General features: G+C 73.0%; 21 protein-coding genes and 1 pseudogene. 11 read left to right on the top strand and 11 right to left on the bottom strand.

Going from position 1 to position 21281, the window contains the following annotated elements; genetic code table 11:
- Window positions 1–213: 213 nt before the first annotated feature.
- The 3 genes from ACIGYR_RS10725 to ACIGYR_RS10735 form a co-directional block, all read right to left on the bottom strand.
- Window positions 214–867, bottom strand: coding sequence for an SCO2322 family protein (locus ACIGYR_RS10725; RefSeq protein WP_399595760.1), 654 nt, complete (start codon window positions 865–867; stop codon window positions 214–216).
- Complete coding sequence (locus tag ACIGYR_RS10730; RefSeq protein WP_399596508.1) at window positions 864–2072, bottom strand: prenyltransferase/squalene oxidase repeat-containing protein; 1209 nt, start codon at window positions 2070–2072, stop codon at window positions 864–866. The genes ACIGYR_RS10725 and ACIGYR_RS10730 overlap by 4 nt, the downstream gene beginning before the upstream one ends.
- 362 nt (window positions 2073–2434) lie before the next feature.
- A complete protein-coding gene (locus ACIGYR_RS10735) occupies window positions 2435–3502 on the bottom strand; it encodes a hypothetical protein (protein ID WP_399595759.1) in 1068 nt (355 codons plus the stop codon).
- Window positions 3503–3746: 244 nt separating this feature from the next.
- Between ACIGYR_RS10735 and ACIGYR_RS10740 the strand changes: the two genes are divergently transcribed.
- Genes ACIGYR_RS10740 through ACIGYR_RS10750 form a run of 3 tightly spaced genes read left to right on the top strand, consistent with a single transcriptional unit; the run spans window position 3747 to window position 6164 of the window.
- A complete protein-coding gene (locus ACIGYR_RS10740; protein WP_391838728.1) occupies window positions 3747–4340 on the top strand; it encodes a helix-turn-helix domain-containing protein in 594 nt (197 codons plus the stop codon).
- Window positions 4333–4950, top strand: coding sequence for a hypothetical protein (locus ACIGYR_RS10745; RefSeq protein WP_391838730.1), 618 nt, complete (start codon window positions 4333–4335; stop codon window positions 4948–4950). The genes ACIGYR_RS10740 and ACIGYR_RS10745 overlap by 8 nt, the downstream gene beginning before the upstream one ends.
- Entirely contained in the window at window positions 4950–6164 is a 1215-nt protein-coding gene (locus ACIGYR_RS10750) for an MAB_1171c family putative transporter (RefSeq protein ID WP_399595757.1), read from the top strand. Before ACIGYR_RS10745 ends, ACIGYR_RS10750 begins: the two co-directional genes overlap by 1 nt.
- A gap of 182 nt (window positions 6165–6346) precedes the next feature.
- Here ACIGYR_RS10750 and ACIGYR_RS10755 read toward each other — a convergent pair whose 3' ends face one another.
- A complete protein-coding gene (locus tag ACIGYR_RS10755) occupies window positions 6347–7372 on the bottom strand; it encodes an MBL fold metallo-hydrolase (protein WP_399595756.1) in 1026 nt (341 codons plus the stop codon).
- Between the two features lie 182 nt (window positions 7373–7554).
- On the opposite strand from ACIGYR_RS10755, the gene ACIGYR_RS10760 reads away from it, so the two are divergent.
- From ACIGYR_RS10760 to ACIGYR_RS10770, 3 genes are all read left to right on the top strand, one after another.
- Window positions 7555–7884 (top strand): hypothetical protein, encoded by a 330-nt coding sequence (locus tag ACIGYR_RS10760; RefSeq protein ID WP_399595754.1) that lies wholly within the window; start codon window positions 7555–7557, stop codon window positions 7882–7884.
- Between the two features lie 151 nt (window positions 7885–8035).
- Window positions 8036–9487, top strand: coding sequence for an aldehyde dehydrogenase (locus ACIGYR_RS10765; protein ID WP_399595752.1), 1452 nt, complete (start codon window positions 8036–8038; stop codon window positions 9485–9487).
- Window positions 9488–9489: 2 nt separating this feature from the next.
- The gene (locus ACIGYR_RS10770) at window positions 9490–9723 is read left to right on the top strand and encodes a ferredoxin (protein WP_391838740.1); all 234 of its coding nucleotides are present in this window, start codon (window positions 9490–9492) and stop codon (window positions 9721–9723) included.
- A gap of 503 nt (window positions 9724–10226) precedes the next feature.
- Here the strand turns inward: ACIGYR_RS10770 and ACIGYR_RS10775 are convergent.
- Window positions 10227–10847, bottom strand: a complete 621-nt coding sequence (locus tag ACIGYR_RS10775; protein WP_391838742.1) for a TetR family transcriptional regulator — start codon at window positions 10845–10847, stop codon at window positions 10227–10229.
- A 219-nt stretch (window positions 10848–11066) separates the two neighbouring features.
- On the opposite strand from ACIGYR_RS10775, the gene ACIGYR_RS10780 reads away from it, so the two are divergent.
- The 3 genes from ACIGYR_RS10780 to ACIGYR_RS10790 are packed head-to-tail and all read left to right on the top strand — an operon-like array spanning window position 11067 to window position 14292.
- A complete protein-coding gene (locus ACIGYR_RS10780) occupies window positions 11067–12485 on the top strand; it encodes a glycosyltransferase family 4 protein (protein ID WP_399595750.1) in 1419 nt (472 codons plus the stop codon).
- Window positions 12479–13225 (top strand): class I SAM-dependent methyltransferase, encoded by a 747-nt coding sequence (locus ACIGYR_RS10785; RefSeq protein WP_391838746.1) that lies wholly within the window; start codon window positions 12479–12481, stop codon window positions 13223–13225. Before ACIGYR_RS10780 ends, ACIGYR_RS10785 begins: the two co-directional genes overlap by 7 nt.
- Window positions 13222–14292 (top strand): prenyltransferase/squalene oxidase repeat-containing protein, encoded by a 1071-nt coding sequence (locus ACIGYR_RS10790; RefSeq protein ID WP_399595748.1) that lies wholly within the window; start codon window positions 13222–13224, stop codon window positions 14290–14292. Before ACIGYR_RS10785 ends, ACIGYR_RS10790 begins: the two co-directional genes overlap by 4 nt.
- A gap of 102 nt (window positions 14293–14394) precedes the next feature.
- Here ACIGYR_RS10790 and ACIGYR_RS10795 read toward each other — a convergent pair whose 3' ends face one another.
- Window positions 14395–14685: a hypothetical protein gene (locus ACIGYR_RS10795; RefSeq protein WP_345046988.1), complete on the bottom strand. Its 291-nt coding sequence runs from the start codon at window positions 14683–14685 to the stop codon at window positions 14395–14397.
- A 140-nt stretch (window positions 14686–14825) separates the two neighbouring features.
- On the opposite strand from ACIGYR_RS10795, the gene ACIGYR_RS10800 reads away from it, so the two are divergent.
- Window positions 14826–15398 carry a hypothetical protein gene (locus tag ACIGYR_RS10800; RefSeq protein WP_399595746.1) on the top strand — a complete coding sequence of 191 codons (573 nt, stop codon included), beginning with the start codon at window positions 14826–14828 and terminating at the stop codon, window positions 15396–15398.
- Here the strand turns inward: ACIGYR_RS10800 and ACIGYR_RS10805 are convergent.
- The 4 genes from ACIGYR_RS10805 to ACIGYR_RS10820 form a co-directional block, all read right to left on the bottom strand.
- The gene (locus ACIGYR_RS10805) at window positions 15395–16405 is read right to left on the bottom strand and encodes an LLM class F420-dependent oxidoreductase (RefSeq protein WP_399595744.1); all 1011 of its coding nucleotides are present in this window, start codon (window positions 16403–16405) and stop codon (window positions 15395–15397) included. The two genes, ACIGYR_RS10800 and ACIGYR_RS10805, sit on opposite strands and share 4 nt — an antisense overlap.
- Before the next feature lie 104 nt (window positions 16406–16509).
- Entirely contained in the window at window positions 16510–17331 is an 822-nt protein-coding gene (locus tag ACIGYR_RS10810) for a hypothetical protein (protein WP_391838754.1), read from the bottom strand.
- Window positions 17332–17414: 83 nt separating this feature from the next.
- Entirely contained in the window at window positions 17415–18374 is a 960-nt protein-coding gene (locus ACIGYR_RS10815) for an N-acetylmuramoyl-L-alanine amidase (RefSeq protein WP_399595742.1), read from the bottom strand.
- 22 nt (window positions 18375–18396) lie between these two features.
- Window positions 18397–19050, bottom strand: a complete 654-nt coding sequence (locus tag ACIGYR_RS10820; protein ID WP_391838758.1) for a class I SAM-dependent methyltransferase — start codon at window positions 19048–19050, stop codon at window positions 18397–18399.
- Window positions 19051–19295: 245 nt separating this feature from the next.
- On the opposite strand from ACIGYR_RS10820, the pseudogene ACIGYR_RS10825 reads away from it, so the two are divergent.
- Window positions 19296–19412, top strand: a pseudogene (locus ACIGYR_RS10825) (IS481 family transposase); the annotation flags it as partial.
- On the opposite strand, the gene ACIGYR_RS10830 reads toward ACIGYR_RS10825, so the two are convergent.
- Window positions 19409–21154 carry an MFS transporter gene (locus tag ACIGYR_RS10830; protein ID WP_399595741.1) on the bottom strand — a complete coding sequence of 582 codons (1746 nt, stop codon included), beginning with the start codon at window positions 21152–21154 and terminating at the stop codon, window positions 19409–19411. The pseudogene ACIGYR_RS10825 and the gene ACIGYR_RS10830 sit on opposite strands and share 4 nt — an antisense overlap.
- Between the last annotated feature and the right edge of the window lie 127 nt (window positions 21155–21281).

Below are 21281 nucleotides of genomic sequence, written 5' to 3' on the forward strand. Positions count from 1 at the left end.
GCGCGGGGAACTGCGCGACCGGCCACGACGCACGCACACTCACCCGACGGCGCGCACCCACACTCGTCCGACCGCGCGCACGCGCACTCACCCGACGGCGCGCACCCACACTCATCCGACCGCCCGCGTCCACACGCCCCCGGCCGCACGCACCCACACTCATCCGGCTGCCCGCACCCGCACTCACACCCACCCGGTCGCCCGCGCCCGGGTTCAGTCCGACGCATCGCGGCGCCGCCTGGCCTGCCATGCCGCAGCGGCCGCCAGGAGGGCGACCGCGCCCGCGCCGATCGGCAAGCCCAGCGAGGGGCCGCTGTCGTCCGGCTCGCTCTTGCCCTTCGCGGCACCCGTCGCGGCACCCGTCGCGGAGACCTGCTCCCCGCACCCCTTCTCCGGATACCCGGCGATCGCGCACAGCAGGGCGTTGGTGTCGTAGCGGAGCGGCTTGGCCACGGCGGCCAGCGCATCCGCGCTCGTCGCGTCGGACGGCACCCGCGCGCACGCCGTACGCCGGCCCGGCGGTGTCTCGCCGGACGGCGCGTCCGCGCTCGTGCCGAAGTCGAGGACCAGAGCCACCCGCTTCGTCCCGGACTTCGCGGGCGTACCCGCACAGACCATGTCGAAGTCCGCCGTACCACGCGGCCGGCTGGCGTCCGCGGAGTCCTCGCTCACCGCGAACCGGAAGCCCTGGACGGTGCCGTCGTCGGGCCGCGCCGACGACGGACCCTGCGTGGCGTAGGTCCAGTGGCCACCGGTGCTCTCCCAGAAGGACCAGTAGCGGTAGCCGGCGGCACCGGCCGGCCCGGCGGAGCCGAGGAGCAGCAGCGCGGCGACCAGTGCCGGCACGGCACGGCGGACGACGGTCACGGCTGCCGCTTCTTCCGGCCGCTGATCAGGAAGCCGATGCCGATGCCGGCGACGAGACAGACGCCGACGGTCCACCAGACGCCGGCCGTCGAATCCTCCTTCTCCGAGGCCGCCTTGTGCTCGCCGGAGTCCATGTGCGGGGCCGGGCCCAGCGCGTTGAGGGAGCTGACCAGGCTGGTGCCGTCGAAGTCACCCGGCTGCTCGCCGATCGCGTGCGCGGCGAGGATCAGCTGGGCGTACGCGGCCGGACCGCTCTGCGTCGCCCACTGGCCGGCGTTCTTCTCCAGCCAGGCGTACGCCTTCTTCGCGGGCTCGGTCCGGCCGTCCGCGGCGAGCGCGACGACGGCGTCCGCGGTGTTGCCGAAGTCGGGCTGGTCCTTGGCGCCAGGCAGGGTGGACTGGAGGTGGCCGGTCTTCGTGACGACCGCCGCCAGGTACGCGCCGGCGTTGTCGGCCACCTGCTCCCGGGTGAGGTGACCGGCCCCGGCGCAGGCGTCCTTCGCCGGGGCCTTGCCGGCCTCCGCCACGAAGCCCTTGCCCAGCGCGCCCAGCAGACCGGCCGCGGTCGCGTCCGCGTTGGCGCGCAGCTCGCTCTTCTTGTCCGGCTGGTAGGCGAGGGCGCCGCCGCCGTCCTGGTCGCAGGGGATGGACCAGGCGGGCAGCGCGTCGTACGGCGACTTGCCGGACTTGCGGACGTCCGCCGGGTCCGAACCGGCCGCGCTCAGCGCGCCGATGACGACGGAGGTGGAGTTGGTGTCGCTGGGGTCGCCCGGGTAGTAGCTCCAGCCGCCGTCCTCGTTCTGCACGGACTTCAGCCAGTTCACGGCCTTGGTGACGGCACCGCCGTGCCCGCCGGTGGCGGCCAGGGCCTGCACGGCGGCGGCCGTGCTGTTGGTGTCGGCCTTGGCCTTGGCGTCGCAGGGCTTCGCGGGGGCGGCGCGGAAGGCGGTGAAGGAGCCGTTGGCGCACTGCTGGCCGGTGAGCCAGTCGACGGCCTCGGTGGCCGGCCGGTAGCCGAGCGTCCGCTGGGCGAGCAGGGTCAGCGACTGCCGCCACACGGCGTCGTACGTCGGGTCCCCCTTGCCGTACAGCCCGGACGGGACCGTCACCTTCGGGGACGGGGACGGGCCGGCGGCCGTGGCGGGCGCGGCGGCGGCCAGCACGCCTACGGCGGCGAGAGCCGCGGCACTGCGGCGGACGTTCATGGTCGGCGACTGCCTCTCCTGCGGGGAGCCGGGCAGCGCACGGGTGACCCCGGGCGGCTCGGCTCCGTGAACCTCGACGATGCGGTGCGCGGCGGACCGCCGACGCACGTGAGCCGGTCAACGTCCCGTCCGAGAGGGTCCGGCGCACCGTCCGGAGGCCGGGCCGCTGTACGGACCGGGGCATCCCCTGTTCGAGCGAAGCCGGGAACCTGGGGAAGGGGCTGCGCCGGAATTGCACCGGCTTCCCCCCGTACGGGTGTGATGACGACTCGGGCCACTTTACCGGCCGCTCTTCGCGGGCCGAGGGGTGGCCGTGGGCACACGGGCGCGGTGACCGGGGTCACGGCCGTGCGGGCGGGTGCTCAGGCCGCGCACGTCCCGGCCGCCGGCGTCACCGTCGCCGTCAGATGGCGGGCCATGCGGCGCAGGGTCTCCTCGCACTCCGCGGCGTCCTCGCCCGTCGCCACCCAGTGGGCCAGACGGTCGCTGAGGTCCGCGTGCGGGGCCGCCGTCACCGGGTCACCGGTCCGCCGGGTGAGGACCATGCGCTCGGCGGCCGGCTCGTGTTCGGCGGCGGGGTCCAGCCGCAGGTGGGCCAGACGGCCGGACATGGCCGGGTAGGCGAACTGGACGGCGGCGGCCCGCTGCCGGGTGGGGGTCACGTCCGGGAGCCGGCCGGTGGCCAGCGCGGCGGCGGCCCCGGCCAGGTCGACCCCGGTGGCCCGTTCCACCAGCAGCGGGATCAGGTCGCCGGGCAGATGCGGGGCCACACCCAGGACGCGGGGGCCGCGGGCGGTCAGCCGCAGGGTGAGGTGCGCGACCGTGTGGGTGAGGCCGAGGGCGCGTACGGTCCGCTCGACGCACTGGCGCAGGAACCGGTTGTGCAGCAGTCCGTCGTGGGCGTGGACACAGTGCCGCAGCGGGCGGCGGGCGGGCGGCGGGCTGGGGGTCGTACGGGTGAGCGCGACGATGCGGATCTCGTCGTCCAGGACGACGGCCTCGGCGGACACCAGCGGCCCCTCCGTGGCCTGGGAGTCGGCCCCGGAGTCCTCGGGCCCGGCCGTCGGCACCCCGTGCCGCACCAGCAGCGTCCGCAACGCGACGGGGTCGGCGCACACCGCGGCCGTCTCGTACGGCAGGCCCGGCAACCCCAGTCGGCCGGCGATCCGCGCGGCGCTGACCAGCAGTTCCCCGGACCAGGTCAGCACACCACCGACCGGGTCCCCGGCCGTGTACCGCAGCAGCGCCTCGGCCGTCCGTCTCTCCCCGGCCGGGTCGGCCGCGAGATGGCCGGTCAGATACGGGTGCGCCCAGGCGGGCGGATCCGGGTCGACCAGAAGCACCGGGCCGGCCGCGGCGATCCGCGCCAGCGAGAACTCGCCGCCGCAGTCCTTGCGGCCGGCCCCGAGAAGGACGACGGGCTGCGCCATGGTGCCTCGACCTTCCGCGGGGGGAGGGTCGAGAGAACGCCCCCGGTGCCGCTCCCCCATAGGCGGCACCCGGGGCGGGTCCGGATCTTGCTCTCCGTGCAGTGATCCTCACCCACCACCCCCTCAACTGTCAACGATTGCTGCGTAATTAGGCAGGGGCTGTTGTCACGTCTGGTCGCCGAACGGGCGAGCGGGTAGCCTCGCGCCCAGCCACCGAACGGATGACACGCCCAGGGGGGACTCGGTGAGTGACGCCCACGCCGCGCTGGTCGAAGTCCTGGACCGGCTCGGCGAGCTGACCGGCCGGCCCGGTCGGCTGCCGGAGGCTCTCGACGTGGCCGGCCTGTCGTACCGCACCGGCATCCCCGTCGGCACCGTCGTCGAACTGCTCTCCGGGGGCCGGGCCGCCGAGACCTGTCTGGCCCAACGGGTGCGCCAGCGGCTGGACTTCATCCGGGAGAGCCGGCGCCGGCCGGACGGCAAGCGGTACTCGCTGGACGAGCTGGCCAGGATCGCCGGAACCAGCCGGCAGTGGCTGAGCGAGTGGCGCAAGAGCGGGATGCCGGGCCTGGAGCACGTGGACCGGTTGCGCCGGTTCTTCGGTCTGCCCGCGGGCTTCTTCACGGCGGACGAGCCGGAGGCGCTGCACGAGGCGCTGCAACCGGTGCTGCAGGACCTGGAGGCGCAGGCGGACCCGCTGCTGCGGCTGCGCGAGAGCGGGCTGGTACGGCTGGCCGCCCGGGCCCCGAAGATGAACGCCCGGCAACTCGCCACCCTGGCCGACCTGGCCGAGATGATCATCACCTCGGAGCGGGCGGGGGACACCGGTCGTGCCTGAACACTCCGCCGAGCCGAAGCATCCGCGGCCGGCGCCGTCCGCGAAGCACGGTAAGTCCCCCAAGCGCTTCCTCGACCGGCTCGTGCGCGAGACCGTCCGGACCCTCACCCCGCCGACCTCCCCGGAGGCGTTCCTGCACGCGCTGTGCGCCACGCTCGGCCCGCAGGTGGGCCGCCCGGTCCGGCTGAGGTTCGTCGCCTTCCCGCCCGGCCTGGACATCTCCGGAGTCACCCTCGCCCGGGAGGAGGACTACATCGTCGTGGTGGAGGAGCGGGCTCCGGACCCGCACAAGTTCGTCATCACCGGACACGAGATCGGCCACATCCATTACGGCACGATGGACGTGCACCATCCGGCCGGCCTGCCCGCCGCCGCCCGCCGGCTGCTGTCCCGCGCCGATGAGGACATCCCCTGGGAACGGGTGGTCGCCATGGCCGCCCGCTCGTCCGCCGCCGCGGCGGCCGAGGCCGAGTGGGAGGCCGAGGAGTGCGGGCTGCGCCTCGCGGCGAAGTTCTCCAAGGTCGTCGGCCCGGGCGCGGCCGGCCGGATGACCCAGGACACCCTCACCGACCGGCTCTCCTCCTCCCTGGGCAACATCGGCGGCCCCTGATGCGCTGGGACATCTCCGGCTCCCTCACCGGCTATGTCGTACCGGCGGCCCTGCTCGCCGTGGCCTTCGTGATCAAACTGCCGTTGCTGCGGCGCGCCTGGCAGGACCCGATCCTGCGGGCCACCGCTCTGCTGCTCGGCATCGGCACGGTCGTCTTCGCCTCGCTGCCGCCGGCCAATCTGCACCGCATCAACCGGCTCGTCGGCATCCCCAACTTCGCCAGCATGTGGGTGTATTCACTGCTGACCGCGTACTGCGGCGCCTGCCTGTGGCTCATCATCACCTGGCGCGAGCCGCCGTCCGCCGCGCGCCGTCGGCGCACCCGCCTGGTCTGGATGGCGTACGCCGTGATCATCGTCGGCCTGTGGACGACGTTCCTGCTCGGCGACCACCACGCGGAGCGGCTGCGCGACCTCGACACCTACTACGCCGACACGCCCTGGATGCGCGAGTTCGTGCTGCTCTACCTCCTGGCCCACCTGGTGTCCGCGCTGGTCGCGGCCGGTCTTCTGTGGGCCTGGTACCGGGAGCTGGAGGACACCTGGCTGCGCCGGGCGGTGATCTTCCTCCAGGAGGCGTACGCCCTCGGGCTCGTCTTCGACATCGCCAAACTCGCGGCCATCGGGGCCCGGTGGAGCGGCCGGGACTGGGACTGGCTGTCGACGTACGTCGCGCCCCCGTTCGCCATCGTCGAGGCGGTCCTGGTGGCCGTGGCCTTCATCGCCGGCCAGGCCGGTCCGCTGCTGGCGGAACGCCGGCGGCTGGTGCGCGCCCACCGGCGCCTGAAGCCGCTGTGGCAGACCATGCTGACGGTCACCGCGCCGGCGGCGCCCGCGACCGGGCGGGTCAGCGGTGCCGCCCTCCGTCTGGAACTGCGCCGGGCCGCCATCAACGACGGCCTCCTCAAGCTGGCCCCGCACCTGTGCGCGGTCCGGCGGGAGCGGCTGCGGCAGGTGACGGCGGCGGCGGGCTACCCCGAGTCCGTCGCGCGGGGCATCGCGGCGGCGGTGGACATCCGGATCGCGGCCGGGATGCTGCACGCGCCGCCCGACGACCGCGACCGTGCGCTGCCGGCGGACGGCCGGCGGCGGTTCGTCTGTGTGCCCGACAATGAACTGGAGTCCGTCGCGCACGCGTTGAAGTTCCACGCGCCGGCCGTCGAGAGGTTCCGCCGGCAGGCGGTCGCCACGGAAGGACTCGGCTCACGCGTCTGACCTCCCCGCCGCCCGCCGTACCGCGCCGCTCCTCCTCGCCGCCCGCCGTACCGCGCCGCTCATCGGCGGCGGCACGGCCGGCACCGGTCACCGCGGTGGCCACCTGTACGGGCCGCCCCTGACCGACGGGGACGGACGGCGGCCGGCCGTGATCGACCCGTGCCCGGTGGGGCAGCCGTTTCTCACACCGCCACGTACGCCACCGGTCCGCTCCCCGGTACCGGTTCCGCGCGTCCCTGCTTCACCAGCCGCCGCAGGTGCGACTCGGCCTCCGAGACCGCGATGTTCCTCGATCCGTAGGGGAGGTCGGCCCAGGGACGGTTCCACTCCATGCGTTCGGCGAGCTGCCAGGGGGTGAGGGGCTCGGCGAGCAGGGCGAGGAGGTTGGACAGGCGGCTCTCGTGGTGGCCGAGCAACGCCCGCACGCGCCCCGGGGCGTCGGTGAAGGCGTGCTGGTGGGCCGGGAGGATCTCGGCGGGGGAGAGCCGGCCGATCCGCTCCAGGGAGTCGAGGTAGTCGCCGAGAGGATCGGTCACGGTCGCGTCGTCCGGGTCCTCGTACAGGCCGATGTGCGGGGTGATCCCGGGGAGCAGGTGGTCACCGCTGAACAGGCGGCCGTGGCCGGGGAGCCGGGCCGGGTGCTCCTCCTGAAGGTGCAGGCAGACATGGCCGGGCGTGTGTCCCGGGGTCCAGATGGCGCGCAGCCGGCGGCCCGGCAGGTCGAGCAGCTCGCCCGGGACGATGTCCCGGTCCGGCAGGGCGGGCGAGAGCCCGGGCAGCGTCCGGCCGCGGGGCGCCCGCAGCGGAGCGACGTGCTCCTCGGGAGCCCCGGCCGCGGTCAGCTTGGCGGCCATGTACGCGAACCACCGCTCCGGCCGGCTCTCCCTGGCCCGGCGCACGATCGCCGCGTCGGCCGCGTGCAGCGCCACCCAGGCGCCGGCGGCCTCGCGCACCCGCGCCGACAGCCCGTGGTGGTCCGGGTGGTGATGCGTGACGACCACGCCGTAGACCTCCCGGACCGCCGTACCGCACTCCGCCAGCCCGGCCGCGAGCGTCTCCCAGGAGGTGGGGTCGTCCCAGCCGGTGTCGATCAGCACCGGGCCCCGGTCGGTGTCCACCACGTACACCAGCGTGTGGCCGAGAGGATTGTCCGGGATGGGTACCTGAACGGACCGTACGCCCCCGCCGTGATCGAACGTCTCCGCCATCCGGCTCCTCCGCCCCGCCGCCCGCAGCCTCCGACCGTGCCCACTATAACCAGACCTGACGTCACGTCAGATGAGTCGGGCGAAGCTGCCGAGCGGGCCGACCGCCCAGGAGTTGCGTCCCGCTTTCGGCCTATTAGAGTGGACATATCCCATATGAGCGATGAGCGATCTGGGGAGAGCTCATGCAGCGAAGGACCATCAAGAGGGCTGCCGCCCTCAGTTCCGCCCTGGTGGCGACCGGTGTCGCCCTCATGCCGTTGAGCGTCCAGCCGGCGTTCGCGTCCCCTCCTGCAACACACGTGAGTTCCACGAAGGTTGTCCCGGAACAGGACCACTACCGGCAGGGCTTCCGGCAGGGCTTCCGTGACGGCTTCTCCGACGCGCGCTCCGACTGCGACCGCGACGGCTACGGGTCCGGCTACTCGAGAGGCCATGACTCCTCGTGGGCGCACGGTTACGTCGACGGCTACAACCAGGGCTACAACTCGGCCTACAACCGGTACTGCGACTGAGGCCGCGCAACTCCTCGTGATCAGGGCCGCACTGGCGGAGCACCCGCCGGTGCGGCCCCGCCCGGCTTCGGCCATTGCCCCCGATAACTAGAACTGGTATCAGTTCTGAAACCGCGTCAGATGTGCGCGGTGCGGCGGGAGGCAGTCGGCCATGACCGAGCTCGTGGAACACGGACAGCTGTTCATCGGCGGGGAGTTGACCGACCCGCTGGGCCGGGACGTCATCGAGGTGATCTCCCCGCACACCGAGGAGGTCATCGGCCGGGTGCCGCACGCCTCCCGGGAGGACGTGGACCGGGCGGTCGCCGTGGCACGCCGCGCCTTCGACGAGGGCCCCTGGCCGCGCGCCACACCGGCGGAGCGGATCGAGGTCGTCACCCGCATCAAGGACGGGATCGCTGCCCGGCACGAGGAGATTGCCCGCGTGATCTCGTCCGAGAACGGCTCCCCGTACTCCTGGAGCGTCCTCGCCCAGGCGCTGGGCGCGATGATGGTGTGGGACGCGGCGATCCGGGTCGCCCGGGACTTCACCTACGAGGAGCGCCGGGACGGAGCCCTCGGCCCGATCCTGGTCCGCCGCGAGCCGGTCGGCGTCGTCGCCGCCGTCGTCCCCTGGAACGTCCCGCAGTTCGTCGCCGCCGCCAAGCTCGCGCCGGCCCTGCTGACCGGGTGCCCGGTCGTCCTCAAGCCGTCCCCGGAGTCCCCGCTGGACGCCTACCTCCTCGGCGAGATCGCCCGCGAGGCGGGCCTGCCGGAGGGGGTCCTCTCCATCCTCCCCGCCGACCGGGAGGTCAGCGAGTACCTGGTCGGCCACCCCGGCGTCGACAAGGTCTCCTTCACCGGCTCGGTCGCGGCCGGCAGGCGGGTGATGGAGGTCGCCGCCCGCAACCTGACCCGGGTCACCCTGGAGCTGGGCGGCAAGTCGGCGGCGCTGGTGCTGCCGGACGCGGACCTGGGGGCGGCCGTCTCCGGGATCGTCCCGGCGGCCTGGATGAACAACGGCCAGGCGTGCGTGGCCCAGACCCGCATCCTCGTGCCGCGCGCCCGCTACGCCGAGTTCGCCGACGCCTTCGCGCAGGCGGCGAGCGCGCTCAAGGTCGGCGACCCGCTCGACCCGGCCACCCAGGTCGGCCCGCTGGTCGCCCGCCGCCAGCAGCAGCGCAACCTGGACTACATCCGCCTGGGCCAGGAGGAGGGCGCCAAGATCCTCACCGGCGGCGGCCGTCCGGCGGACCTGGACCAGGGCTGGTACGTCGAGCCGACCCTCTTCGGCGACGTCGACAACTCCATGTGCATCGCCCGCGAGGAGATCTTCGGCCCGGTGATCTGCCTCCTCCCCTACGGCGACGAGCGGGAGGCCGTGCGCATCGCCAACGACTCCGACTACGGCCTCTCCGGCAGCGTGTGGACGGCCGACGTCGAGCGCGGCACCGACATCGCCCGGCAGGTCCGCACCGGCACGTACTCCGTCAACACCTTCAGCCTGGACATGCTCGGTCCGTTCGGCGGCTACAAGAAGTCGGGCCTGGGGCGGGAGTTCGGTCCGGAGGGCTACGGCGAGTACCTGGAGCACAAGATGATCCACCTCCCGGCGGGAGCGTGAGAATGGGCGACCGCTGGCACGTCGAGGTCGACCGCTCCGTCTGTATCGGCTCGGCCCAGTGCCTCCACCACGCCCCCGACGGCTTCCGCCTCGACTCGGCCCGCCAGTCCCACCCCGCCGAGCCGGACACGGACGCGAGCGAACGCATCCTGGAAGCGGCGGAGAGCTGCCCGGTGGAAGCCATCACGATCACCCTCCTGGACAGCGGGGAGGCGGTGTTCCCGCCGGAGGAGTAGCGATGCGGCGGCCGCGGGGGCTCCGGTGGCATTCCGACGGGGCGGGGAGCGCGTGCCCTCGTCAGAGGCCGAGCGGCTGGTCGGCGAGACCCACGCTGCCGCGGGCACGGAGCCGGAGCGGGCTGGAGCCGGCAGACCGAGGGGCAGGCCCGACGGGGGCGGCCGTCGACAGCGTGGTGGGAAATTGGTACGAAATGGGGGGTTCCGTCGGCCCTGCCCGGGTCTATGCTGGTATCAGCCTACGAGGCGAGTGAGGGAGTCCAACCGGAGTAGCCGACTCAGGCGAGACGCGCGAGCATCCGCCCGGGCCGACAGCGACGGTGGGGCTGAGAGGCCGGAAAGCAGCAGTCAGGCCGGACGGCGACCCCTAGACCTGATCCGGACCATGCCGGCGAAGGGAACCCGTCTCGTAGGTCTTTCCGCGTCCTGTCGGGCGCTTCCTCCGTGCGCGCGCGGCGGGTCATCCGCGCGGGGGTGCGCGTTCTCCGTGCGCGCGCGGCAGGTCATCCGCGCGGGGCCGGCTCGGTCAGGTCGATCAGGCGGCACACCGTCTCGATGTCGATCTTCACCTGGGCGATGGAGGCGCGGCCGGAGAGCCAGGTGATGAGGGCCGAGTGCCAGGTGTGCTCGATGACCCGGACCGCCGACAGCTGCTCGGCGGTGGGGTTCTCCAGACCCACCGCGTCCAGGATGATCGCCGTGGTCTGCCGGGAGACCTGGTCGACCTCGGGCGAGACGCTGCGGTCGGCGAAGGTGAGGGCGCGGACCATCGCGTCGGCCAGGTGCGGCTCCCGCTGGAGCGCCCGGAAGGCGCGCATCAACGTCTCCGCCACCCGTTCGGCCGCCGTGTCACCCGCAGGCGGCTTCTTCCGCAGGGTGCCGTGCATGTGCTCCAACTGGTCCTGCATGGTGGCGACCAGCAGATGCACCTTGGACGGGAAGTAGCGGTACAGCGTGCCGAGGGCCACCTGGGAGGACTCGGCGACCTCACGCATCTGCACGGCGTCGAACCCGCCCCGGCTGGCCAGCTGGGCGCTGGCGTGCAGGATCCTGCGGCGGCGGGCCTCCTGCCGCTCGGTGAGGGGCGGGGTGGCCGGACGCGACGTACTGGCTTCCGCAGGCATGGGTCCCGTTCCGTGACAGTCGGTGAGGGCGTCTGTAGGGCTCGTGATCAACCAGCATGGCAGGGCCGCGCGCCGTGGCGCGAATCACCTGATCCACTGCTCACAGTGCCCCTACCTGCCGGTAGATTCAGAGCCTCTTGAACGATCAAGTCTGAAACTTGTTCTAGATTAGCGTCCCGTCGTAGTCTCGCGGGAGTGCAGGCAGAAGGGGGCACCGGAGTGACCGCTGAGGCCCGGGAAGCGGGTGCCGACCAGGAACCCGCTGCCGACGGCGGGCGACCGCTCGACATCGCGCTCCTCACCTATAAGGGGAACCCGTTCTGCGGGGGGCAGGGTGTCTACGTACGGCACCTCTCGCGCGAGCTGGCCCGCCTCGGTCACCGGGTGGAGGTCATCGGCTCCCAGCCGTATCCGGTCCTGGACGAGGGCTACCCGAGCCTCACCCTCACCGAGCTGCCCAGCCTCGACCTCTACCGCCAGCCCGACCCCTTCCGCACTCCGAAGCGGGACGAGTACCGGGACTGGGTCGACGCCCTGGAGGTCGCGACCATGTGGACCGGCGGCTTCCCCGAGCCGCTGACCTTCTCGCTGCGCGCCCGCCACCATCTGCGCGCCCGGCGCGGCGAGTTCGACGTCGTCCACGACAACCAGACCCTGGGCTACGGGCTGTTGGGTGACATCGGCGCGCCCCTGGTCACCACCGTCCACCACCCGATCACCGTGGACCGGCAGCTGGAGCTGGACGCGGCCGGCACCTGGCAGCGCCGCTACTCGGTGCGCCGCTGGTACGCCTTCACACGGATGCAGAAGCGCGTCGCCCGCCGGCTGCCCTCGATCCTCACCGTCTCCGGCAGCTCCCGCCAGGAGATCGTGGACCACCTCGGCGTCCGCGACGACCGGATCCATGTTGTCCACATCGGCGCCGACACCGACCTGTTCGCGCCGAATCCCGCCGTCCCCGAGGTACCGGGCCGGATCGTCACCACCTCCAGTGCGGACGTGCCGCTCAAGGGCCTGGTGTTCCTCGTGGAGGCACTCGCCAAGGTGCGCGCCGAGCACCCGGCCGCCCACCTCGTCGTCGTCGGCAAGCGGCCCCAGGAGGGCCCGGTCGCGCAGGCGATCGAGCGGTACGGCCTCGAAGGCGCCGTCGACTTCGTCAAGGGCATCTCCGACGCCGAACTGGTCGACCTGATCCGCTCCGCCGAGGTGGCCTGCGTGCCCTCCCTCTACGAGGGCTTCTCGCTGCCCGCCGCCGAGGCCATGGCCACCGGCACCCCGCTGGTCGCCACCACCGGCGGCGCCATCCCCGAGGTCGCCGGCCGTGACGGCGAGACCTGTCTGGCCGTACCGCCCGGCGACGCGGGCGCGCTGGCCGCCGGCCTGAGCCGGCTGCTGGGCGACCCGGAGCTGCGCGCGCGGCTCGGCCGGGCCGGCCGCGCGCGGGTGCTGGACAAGTTCACCTGGGCCCGCGCCGCGGAGGGAACGGTGGCCCACTACCGCGAGGCCATCGCCCGCTCCGCGGGCCCCCACCGCGCCAAGGCCCCGTCACCGGGCCGCCCCCCGGCCCGGACCCCCAGCCGCTCCGCGGCCCCGGCAAGTGTTGCAGGCGTCTCCTCCGAAAGCAGGGCCACGTGCTGACCGTCGACTTCTCCCGGTTCCCGCTCGCCCCGGGCGACCGCGTCCTGGACCTCGGTTGCGGAGCCGGCCGGCACGCCTTCGAGTGCTACCGGCGCGGCGCCCAGGTGGTGGCCCTGGACCAGAACGCCGAGGAGATCCGCGAGGTCGCCAAGTGGTTCGCGGCGATGAAGGAGGCGGGGGAGGCGCCCGAGGGTGCCACGGCCACCGCCATGGAGGGCGACGCCCTCGCCCTGCCGTTCCCGGACGAGTCCTTCGACGTCGTCATCATCTCCGAGGTGATGGAGCACATCCCCGACGACAAGGGCGTGCTGGCGGAGATGGTCCGCGTGCTCAAGCCGGGCGGGCGCATCGCGATCACCGTGCCGCGCTACGGCCCCGAGAAGGTCTGCTGGGCGCTGTCCGACGCCTACCACGAGGTCGAGGGCGGCCACATCCGCATCTACAAGGCCGACGAGCTGGTCGCGAAGGTCCGTGAGGCGGGCCTGAAGCCGTACGGCAGCCACCACGCGCACGCCCTGCACTCGCCGTACTGGTGGCTGAAGTGCGCGTTCGGCGTCGACAACGACAAGGCCCTGCCGGTGCGGGCGTACCACAAGCTGCTGGTCTGGGACATCATGAAGAAGCCGCTCGCCACCCGGGTCGCCGAGCAGGCGCTGAACCCGCTGATCGGCAAGAGCTTCGTGGTCTACGCGACCAAGCCGCACCTGCCCCGTGTCTGCGACGAGGTGGCCGCCAAGTGACCACCCCCCGGACAGAACACCTCGTCCTGCCCGGGGTCCTCACCGCCGAGCAGGCCGCCGCGACCGTCACCGGCATCCTCGCCGTGCAGCGGGAGGACGGCGCGATCCCGTGGTTCCGCGGACACCACCTGGACCCCTGGGACCACACCGAGGCCGCCATGGCCCTGGACGCGGCCGGCGAACACGAGGCCGCCGAACGCGCCTACACCTGGCTCGCCCGGCACCAGAACGAGGACGGCTCCTGGTACGCCGCCTACGCCGACGGCGCCCACGACGACGTCACCGACCGCGCCCGCGAGTCCAACTTCGTCGCCTACATAGCCGTCGGCGTCTGGCACCACTACCTGTCCACGGGCGACGACATGTTCCTGGACCGCATGTGGCCGACCGTTTACGCGGCCGTCGAATGGGTGCTGCGGCTGCAACAGCCCGGCGGGCAGATCGGCTGGCGCCGCGAGGACGACGGCGCGCCCACCGCCGACGCCCTGCTGACCGGCAGCTCCTCCGTGCACCACGCGCTGCGCTGTGCCCTCGCCATCGCCGAGCAGCGCGAAGAGCCGCAGCCGGACTGGGAGTTGGCCGCGGGAGCGCTGCGCCATGCGATCCGCCGGCACCCCGAGCGCTTCCTCGACAAGGACCGTTACTCGATGGACTGGTACTACCCGGTCCTCGGCGGCGCCCTGACCGGCACCGAGGCCAAGGCCCGCATCGAGGAGTCCTGGGACCGGTTCGTCGTCCCCGGCCTCGGTGTGCGCTGCGTGGTCCCCAACCCCTGGGTGACCGGCGGCGAGTCCGCCGAACTCGCCCTCGCCCTGTGGGCGGTGGGCGAGTCCGACCGGGCACTGGAGATCCTCCAGTCCATCCAGCACCTGCGCGACCCCGCGACCGGCCTGTACTGGACGGGCTACGTCTTCGAGGACGACGCGATCTGGCCCCGCGAGCTGACCACCTGGACGGCGGGCTCCCTGCTCCTGGCCGTGGCCGCGCTGGGCGGCCACGAGGCCACCTGCGCGGTGTTCGGCGGCGACCGCCTGCCGACCGGCCTCGACCCGGACTGCTGCGCCTAGGGTCTTTCGTCTGGACCAGGCCGTGAGCCCGGCATGATCCAGACGAGAGGCGCCGGCCCACGGCGTTCCACGGCGCGCGGACACCGCCGCGCGCCGTGGGAGTCAGTGCCGGTGCATCCGGTTGGCGATGGCGTGGCCGACGAACAGGTAGACCACGGCGGCGAGGCCGTAGCCGGCGACCACCCGGGCCCATGCCTCGTCGAAGGTGAACAGATCGTGCGACCAGCCGGCCAGCCAGGAGGCCGCGTCATGGACGAACTGGACCAGGCTGTTCGCCCGGTTCGCGTCCAGCAGGTACATCAGAATCCACAGGCCCAGTATGAGGGCCATGATGTCGGCGACGACCGCGATGACCGTCCCCGCCTGATTCGCTCCCGTGCGATATCGAGACATGTTCTTCGGATTGCCGTTTCCGGCGCGGTGAAACGGGGCCGGGCACCCGGACGGCGTCCCCCGAGTGGCGCACCCCGCCGCCTCGGGTGAGGCTGCCGGAGGAAACAGACCGCTCGGGGAGGACACGTCCGGAGGACCACGTGCCCATACCGATCCGGCGCCTCTTCGTGGCGCTCACCCTGTGCTGTGCCCTGGTGGCCGGTGCCACCGCCTGTGGCAGCGAGAAGAGCAGTACGAAGCAATCCGCGGCGGCGCAAGCCGTGCCGGCGGCCGACTCACCCACCTCGACCCCGACCGCGTCCGCCGAACACCAGAAGCTCGCCAAGACCCGGTTCGTGGCGAACGCGGGCCTCGCCGCCGGCGCGACCTACCAGTGGATCGTCAAGCCCTGGAAGGCCGGCAAGTTCAAGAAGGGCGCCAAGGGCCGCAAGCTGGCCCTGGTCAAGGCCGGCCTCGCCGGCGCCTTCGCATACAACCGGCTCAAGGCGGCCCAGAAGAACGCCCAGGGCGATCCGCTGCTGTCCAAGGCCATCGCGCCGCTCAGCGCGGGCATCGACGCCCTGAAGAACCTGCCGTCCAAGCTCCGCAAGGGTGATGAGAATTCCGCGGGCTCCTTCGACGACATCATCAACCAGGTGAAGGGCGCGGGTCAGGACGCCGGTGCCCCGGTCAAGAACCAGGTGCCCTCGGCCTCCCAGCTCTCCAAGGGCTAGGAGTTCAGCTCCGCCAGCACCCTGAGCGTGTGCGGGTCCGGTGACAGAGCCAGCAGGTCCGTCACCGGGCCCGCCCGCCACGACTCCAGCCGCGCGGCGATGCGTTCGCGCGGGCCGACCAGGGAGATCTCGTCAGCGAAGGCGTCGGGGACGGCCAGCACGGCTTCCTCCCGGCGCCCGGCCAGGAACAGCTCCTGGACGCGGCGGGCCTCCCGCTCGTAGCCCATGCGGCCCATCAGGTCGGCGTGGAAGTTGCGGGCCGCGTGCCCCATCCCGCCGATGTAGAAGCCGAGCATGGCCTTGACGGGCAGCAGCCCCTCGGCCACGTCGTCACACACCTTCACCCGGGCCATCGGAGCCACCAGGAATCCCTCGGGCAACTCCCGCAGCACGTCCCCGTACACCTCTGGCCGGCTCGGCGCCCAGTACAGCGGCAGCCAGCCGTCGGCGATGCGGGTGGTCTGGGCGACGTTCTTCGGTCCCTCGGCACCGAGCAGGACGGGGAGGTCGCGGCGCAGCGGATGGGTGATCGGCTTCAGCGGCCTGCCGAGGCCGGTGCCGTCCGGCCCCCGGTAGGGGAGGGGATGGAACCGCCCGTCCACCGTGACCGGCCCGTCCCGGCGCAGCACCTGCCGTACGACGTCCACGTACTCCCGGGTCGCGGTCAGCGGCGACTTCGGGAACGGGCGGCCGTACCAGCCCTCCACCACCTGTGGCCCGGAGAGCCCGAGCCCGAGCAGCACGCGTCCGCCGGAGAGGTGGTCCAGGGTGAGCGCGTGCATCGCGGTGGCGGCCGGTGACCGCGCGGCCATCTGGGCGACCGCCGTCCCCAGCTTGATCGTCGATGTCCGCGCGGCGATCCAGGTCAGCGCGGTGAAGGCGTCCGAGCCCCAGGACTCGGCCGTCCACACCGAGTCGTAGCCGAGCCGTTCCGCCTCCCGGGCGAGCGGCACATGACCGGCGTCCGGGCCGCGTCCCCAGTAGCCGAGAGCGAGACCGAGCCGCATGCGCCTGCCTCCTGACGTTCCGTCAGATACCAGCCGGGAGGCGACTGTACGACAACGGCCCCCCGCCCGGAAGGGCGAGGGGCCGGTACGGCGGTGTGCGGGGCTCAGCCGCGCTGGATGCCGGAGGTGTCCTGGAGCACGCCACGGCGGCCGTCCTGGGTCTGCGCGACCAGCGCGGCACCGCGCTGCTCGACGGCCAGGTACCAGGTACCCGGCGCCAGTTCGGCGATCGGGGTCGGTGCGCCGTCCTCCCCGAACAGCTGGCGCGGCACCGGCACGGCGAACCAGAACGGGGAGAAGTCCCCGGCCGGAGGCTGCGCCGCCGGGGCGGCCTGCGCCGGAGCCCCCGGGCCGGCCGGCTGCGGCTGACCGAACGGCTGACCCGGCTGCGGCTGGGCGCCGTACGGCTGCTGGGGCTGGGCACCGGGGTAGCCGTAACCACCGGGCGGCTGGGCGCCGTAGGGCTGCGGGGCGGCCGGCTTGGCGGCCGGCACCAGCGAGCCCTGGAGCGCGGGCAGCAGGGGCGTGGCGATGGCGGCGGCGGCCAGCAGCAGCGCGGCGATGAGACCCAGGATCAGACCGGACCCGGCACCGACGTGGAACTGGTCGAACTGGTCGAAGGCGCCCAGCGGGTCGATGATCGTCCAGAACGACGTCCACGCGGCGAAGAGCGTCAGGGCGACGCCGATCTGTCCGAGCTCCAGGCCGGCGACCTTGCGGGGCTGCGGGAGGGCGCGAGCGAGGACGATCAGGACCGCGCCGACGATGCCACCGACGTACATGCTCATCACCAGGCCCAGGTTGTCCCAGGCGTTGGGGATGTCATTGCCGTCGCTGTCGAACGTGCTGAGGAACGACGCGATGAACAGCACCACCGCTGCTCCGATCACCACGCCGTCGCCTCTAGTGAGGGAGCGGATATTCACTTCAGGTCCTTCGTAGGTCGTCTCGTCGTCGGTAGACACTACCGTCCGCAAGATCCGGCTGTCCGGCCGGTTCCGCCCGCCGGTCAGGACCCGCGCAGGAAACTCACGATTCCCTCAGAGATCCCCTGCGCGGCCTGCTGCCGCCAGGCGCCGCTGGTGAGCAGTGCCGCGTCCTTGCTATCGCGCATGTTGCCGCACTCGATGAACACCTTGGGAACCGTTGACAGATTGAGACCACCCAGGTCCGTCCGCGTGACGAGACCGGTACCTTCGCCAAGGTAGTTGGAGGGCGGCTCGCCGGTCTCGCGGAGGAAGTTGCCCGCGATCCGCACCCCGAGGTCGTGGGAGGGTCCGACGATGGCACGGGTGTCGGCGGCACCGGCGTGCACGGACCCCGGCAGGATGACGTGGAAGCCGCGGTTGCCGGCGGCGGAGCCGTCGGCGTGCAGGGAGATCGCCGCGTCCGCGTGCGCGGTGTTCCCGATCCGGGCCCGCTCGTCCACGCACGGCCCCCAGGCCGGGCTGTCGCCGTCATGGGTCAGCTTCACCGTGGCGCCCTGCCGTTCCAGCAGCGTTCGCAGCCGGTGCGCGAGGTCGAGGCTGAACCGCGCCTCGGTGTAACCGTCGTTGGTGGACGTCCCGGTGGTGTCGCACTCCTTGCGGTTCGTTCCGATGTCCACCGGGCGGTTGATCTCGGCGGTGTGCCGGAAGTTCCCGGGATTGTGCCCGGGGTCGACGACGACGACCTTTCCCTCGAGCGGGCCGGAGGAGCCCGGCCGGCCGGAGGGCGCGGTGGACGGCTTGCCGTCGTCGCCCGGGGAGGAGGCCGGGTCCGCCGGGGCGGAGGACGCCGCGGAGATGCGCGGGGCCGGCGCGGGGGAGGCCGTGCGGTCCTCGCCGCCCGGCCCGCTGCCGCCCACCGCCTCGTACACCATCCAGCCGAGCAGCGCACCGGGCACCAGTGCGGCGAGCGCGATGGTCAGCGGGCCGCGCCGGGGCCGGCGGGGCTGCGGAGGATCGAAGTCCGGGCCTGTGTACGACACGTCTGCGACTCTAACCGGGGCCTCAGATCCCCGCCCCCGTTCGCCGCAGGACACGCAGCGAGCCGGTCGCCGAGACCTCCGTGAACGCCCCGGAGCCGAGGGCCCGCAGGTACACGCGGTACGGCGCCTGGCCCGTGAACTCGTCCTCGGGGTGTGGGAAGACGTCGTGGATGACCAGCAGGCCGCCCTCGGCGACGTGCGGCGCCCAGCCCTCGTAGTCGGCGCCGGCGTGCTCGTCGGTGTGGCCGCCGTCGACGAAGACGAAGCCGAGCGGGGAGTTCCAGATCTTCGCGATCTGCGGGGAGCGCCCGACGACGGCGACCACGTGCTCCTCCAGGCCGGCCTTGAACAGCGTGCGGCGGAAGGCCGGGAGCGTGTCCATGAGGCCGATCTCCGGGTCGACCGTCTCCGGGTCGTGGTAGTCCCAGCCGGGCTGCTGCTCCTCGCTGCCCCGGTGGTGGTCGACGGTGAGCGCCGTGACCCCGGCCGCGCGGGCCGCGTCGGCGAGCAGGACCGTGGAGCGCCCGCAGTACGTACCGACCTCCAGCAGCGGCAGCCCCAGCCGTCCGGCCGCCACCGCCGCCGCGTACAGCGCCAGCCCCTCGTCCACGGGCATGAACCCCTTCGCCGCCTCGAACGCGGCCAGGATCTCGGGCTTGGGGGCTGGGGCGGGCATGGGGCGCCTTCCGGTCGTACGGCTGTTGCGGACGCCCATGCTGCCGCACCCCCGGTCACCGGGGTGACCGGGGGTGCGGCAACGCCCGAAGGGGCGCGGGGCCGTATCCGGTGTGCGGCCGCGCCGCCTGGCCGCGACCGGCCACGGCGGGCCCGCAGCCGCCGGCCGGCCGGCGGGCGCTAGGGGTAACGCACCGCCCCCCTGGCGCCCGCCGGCCGGCCGGTTCCCCCGGGCGCTAGGGGTAACGCACCGCGGCCCTGGCGGACTTCCCGCACACCGACGACCACCACCGCTGCCACACCGCACGCGGCGGCCACCCGCCGATCAGCCGCGTCAACAACGCTCCAGGTCGATACAGCTAGGCGCGCACGGTCTCCCCGGGCAGCGGAAGGTCCACGTCCACCGTCCGCTCGTCACCCGAATGCGTCGCCGACGAGGCGAGCGGCCCGTGGCCCGAGGCCCGCGCGGCGAGCACGTACGCGCCCCGTGCCGGAACGGCGAGCGCGTAGGCGCCGTCCTCGTCGGAGACGGTCGCGCCCGCCTGACGGCCCCGCCGGTCTATCAGGGTGACCTTGGCCCGGGCCACCGGAGCGCCGTCGGCGCCGAGGACCCGGCCGCGGAAGCCGCGCAGCACCTCCTCGGCCCGCTCCAGCACCGCGTCCTCCTCGCTGCTCGCCCGCAGCTGCGTGTGCTGCTGGGCCGGGCGGCCGGCCTTGGGCAGGAAGAGCGCGAGCAGCAGGCCGACGGCCACCGCGGCCGTGGCGATCAGGAAGGACACCCGGAAGCCGTGCATGGTCGGGATCGCGACGCCGCCCACGTCGTTCGCGGTGTTGGCCAGCACCATGCCGATGACGGCGCTCGACACCGACGTGCCGATGGACCGCATCAGGGTGTTCAGGCCGTTGGCCGCGCCGGTCTCCGAGGCCGGGACCGCGCCGACGATCAGCGCGGGCAGCGAGGAGTAGGCGAGGCCGATGCCGGCGCCGAGGATCACGGACGTGACGACCGTCTGCCAGGCCGCGTCCATCAGGCCGAGGCCGCCGCCGTAGCCGACCGCGATGATCAGCAGGCCGATGATCAGGGTGACCTTGGGGCCGTAGCGGGCCGACAGGCGGGCGTACACCGGCGCCGTGAACATCATCGTCAGGCCCAGCGGGGCCACGCACAGGCCCGCGACGACCATCGACCGGCCGAGGCCGTATCCGGTCGCGGCGGGCAGCTGGAGCAACTGGGGCAGGACGAGCGAGACGACGTAGAACGCCACGCCGACCATGATCGACGCGAGGTTGGTGAAGAGGACGGCCGGACGGGCGGTGGTGCGCAGGTCGACCAGGGGTGCCTGGACGCGCAGCTCGAACAGCCCCCACAGGAGGAGCACGGCGACGGACGCGGCGAACAGACCGAGCGTGGTGCCGGAGGACCAGCCCCAGTCGCTGCCCTTGGTGATGGGCAGCAGGAGCAGCACCAGACCGGTGGACAGGCCGAGTGCGCCGGGCAGGTCGAAGGAGCCCTCGGCGCGCATCGGCGACTCGGGGACGACGAGCAGGGTGAGCAGGATGGCGAGCACGCCGAGGCCGGCGGCGCCGTAGAACAGGGCGTGCCAGTTCGTGTGCTGGGCGACCAGGGCCGCGGCGGGCAGGGCGAGGCCGCCGCCGACGCCGATCGAGGAGCTCATCAGGGCCATGGCTGAGCCGAGCCGCTCGCGCGGCAGCATGTCCCGCATCAGGCCGATGCCCAGCGGGATCGCGCCCATGGCGAAGCCCTGCAGGGTCCGGCCCACGATCATGGTGAGGAGCTGGCTGGTGAGCGCGCTGACCAGGGCACCACCCACCATCACGGCGAGACTCAGGATGAGCATGCGCCGCTTGCCGTAGAGGTCGCCGAGCCGGCCCATGATCGGGGTGGCCACGGCGCCCGACAGCAGGGTCGAGGTGAGGACCCAGGTGGCGTTGCTCGGGGCGGTGTCCAGCAGCTGCGGCAGGTCCTTGATGACCGGCACGAGCAGCGTCTGCATCACCGCGACGACGATGCCCGCGAAGGCGAGCACCGGGACCACCGCGCCGCCCGCTGTGCGGGTGGGCTGTTCGGTCGTCGTGTCTGTCATGGAGTGAGGCCTTCCGCGTGTCATAAGTGCCGGGTAAACCTCGTATGCACAGGCAACTATTCCGTTGCTTCGGGCCTCTAATGAATCCTTGACCCATCCATGGGTTTCTGATGCGGCGTCAGGAGCC

It is taken from the genome of Streptomyces sp. NPDC053076 (genome assembly GCF_044546845.1).
Taxonomy (GTDB): Bacteria; Actinomycetota; Actinomycetes; order Streptomycetales; family Streptomycetaceae; genus Streptomyces.

Coding starts and splice junctions, on each gene's coding strand:
- ACIGYR_RS10755 (WP_399595756.1), bottom strand. CDS start 7,372: ATGGCGGAGACGTTCGATCACGGCGGGGGCGTACGGTCCGTTCAGGTA.
- ACIGYR_RS10830 (WP_399595741.1), bottom strand. CDS start 21,154: ATGACAGACACGACGACCGAACAGCCCACCCGCACAGCGGGCGGCGCG.
- ACIGYR_RS10795 (WP_345046988.1), bottom strand. CDS start 14,685: ATGTCTCGATATCGCACGGGAGCGAATCAGGCGGGGACGGTCATCGCG.
- ACIGYR_RS10805 (WP_399595744.1), bottom strand. CDS start 16,405: ATGCGGCTCGGTCTCGCTCTCGGCTACTGGGGACGCGGCCCGGACGCC.
- ACIGYR_RS10735 (WP_399595759.1), bottom strand. CDS start 3,502: ATGGCGCAGCCCGTCGTCCTTCTCGGGGCCGGCCGCAAGGACTGCGGC.
- ACIGYR_RS10750 (WP_399595757.1), top strand. CDS start 4,950: ATGCGCTGGGACATCTCCGGCTCCCTCACCGGCTATGTCGTACCGGCG.
- ACIGYR_RS10820 (WP_391838758.1), bottom strand. CDS start 19,050: ATGCCCGCCCCAGCCCCCAAGCCCGAGATCCTGGCCGCGTTCGAGGCG.
- ACIGYR_RS10770 (WP_391838740.1), top strand. CDS start 9,490: ATGGGCGACCGCTGGCACGTCGAGGTCGACCGCTCCGTCTGTATCGGC.
- ACIGYR_RS10730 (WP_399596508.1), bottom strand. CDS start 2,072: ATGAACGTCCGCCGCAGTGCCGCGGCTCTCGCCGCCGTAGGCGTGCTG.
- ACIGYR_RS10765 (WP_399595752.1), top strand. CDS start 8,036: ATGACCGAGCTCGTGGAACACGGACAGCTGTTCATCGGCGGGGAGTTG.
- ACIGYR_RS10775 (WP_391838742.1), bottom strand. CDS start 10,847: ATGCCTGCGGAAGCCAGTACGTCGCGTCCGGCCACCCCGCCCCTCACC.
- ACIGYR_RS10760 (WP_399595754.1), top strand. CDS start 7,555: ATGCAGCGAAGGACCATCAAGAGGGCTGCCGCCCTCAGTTCCGCCCTG.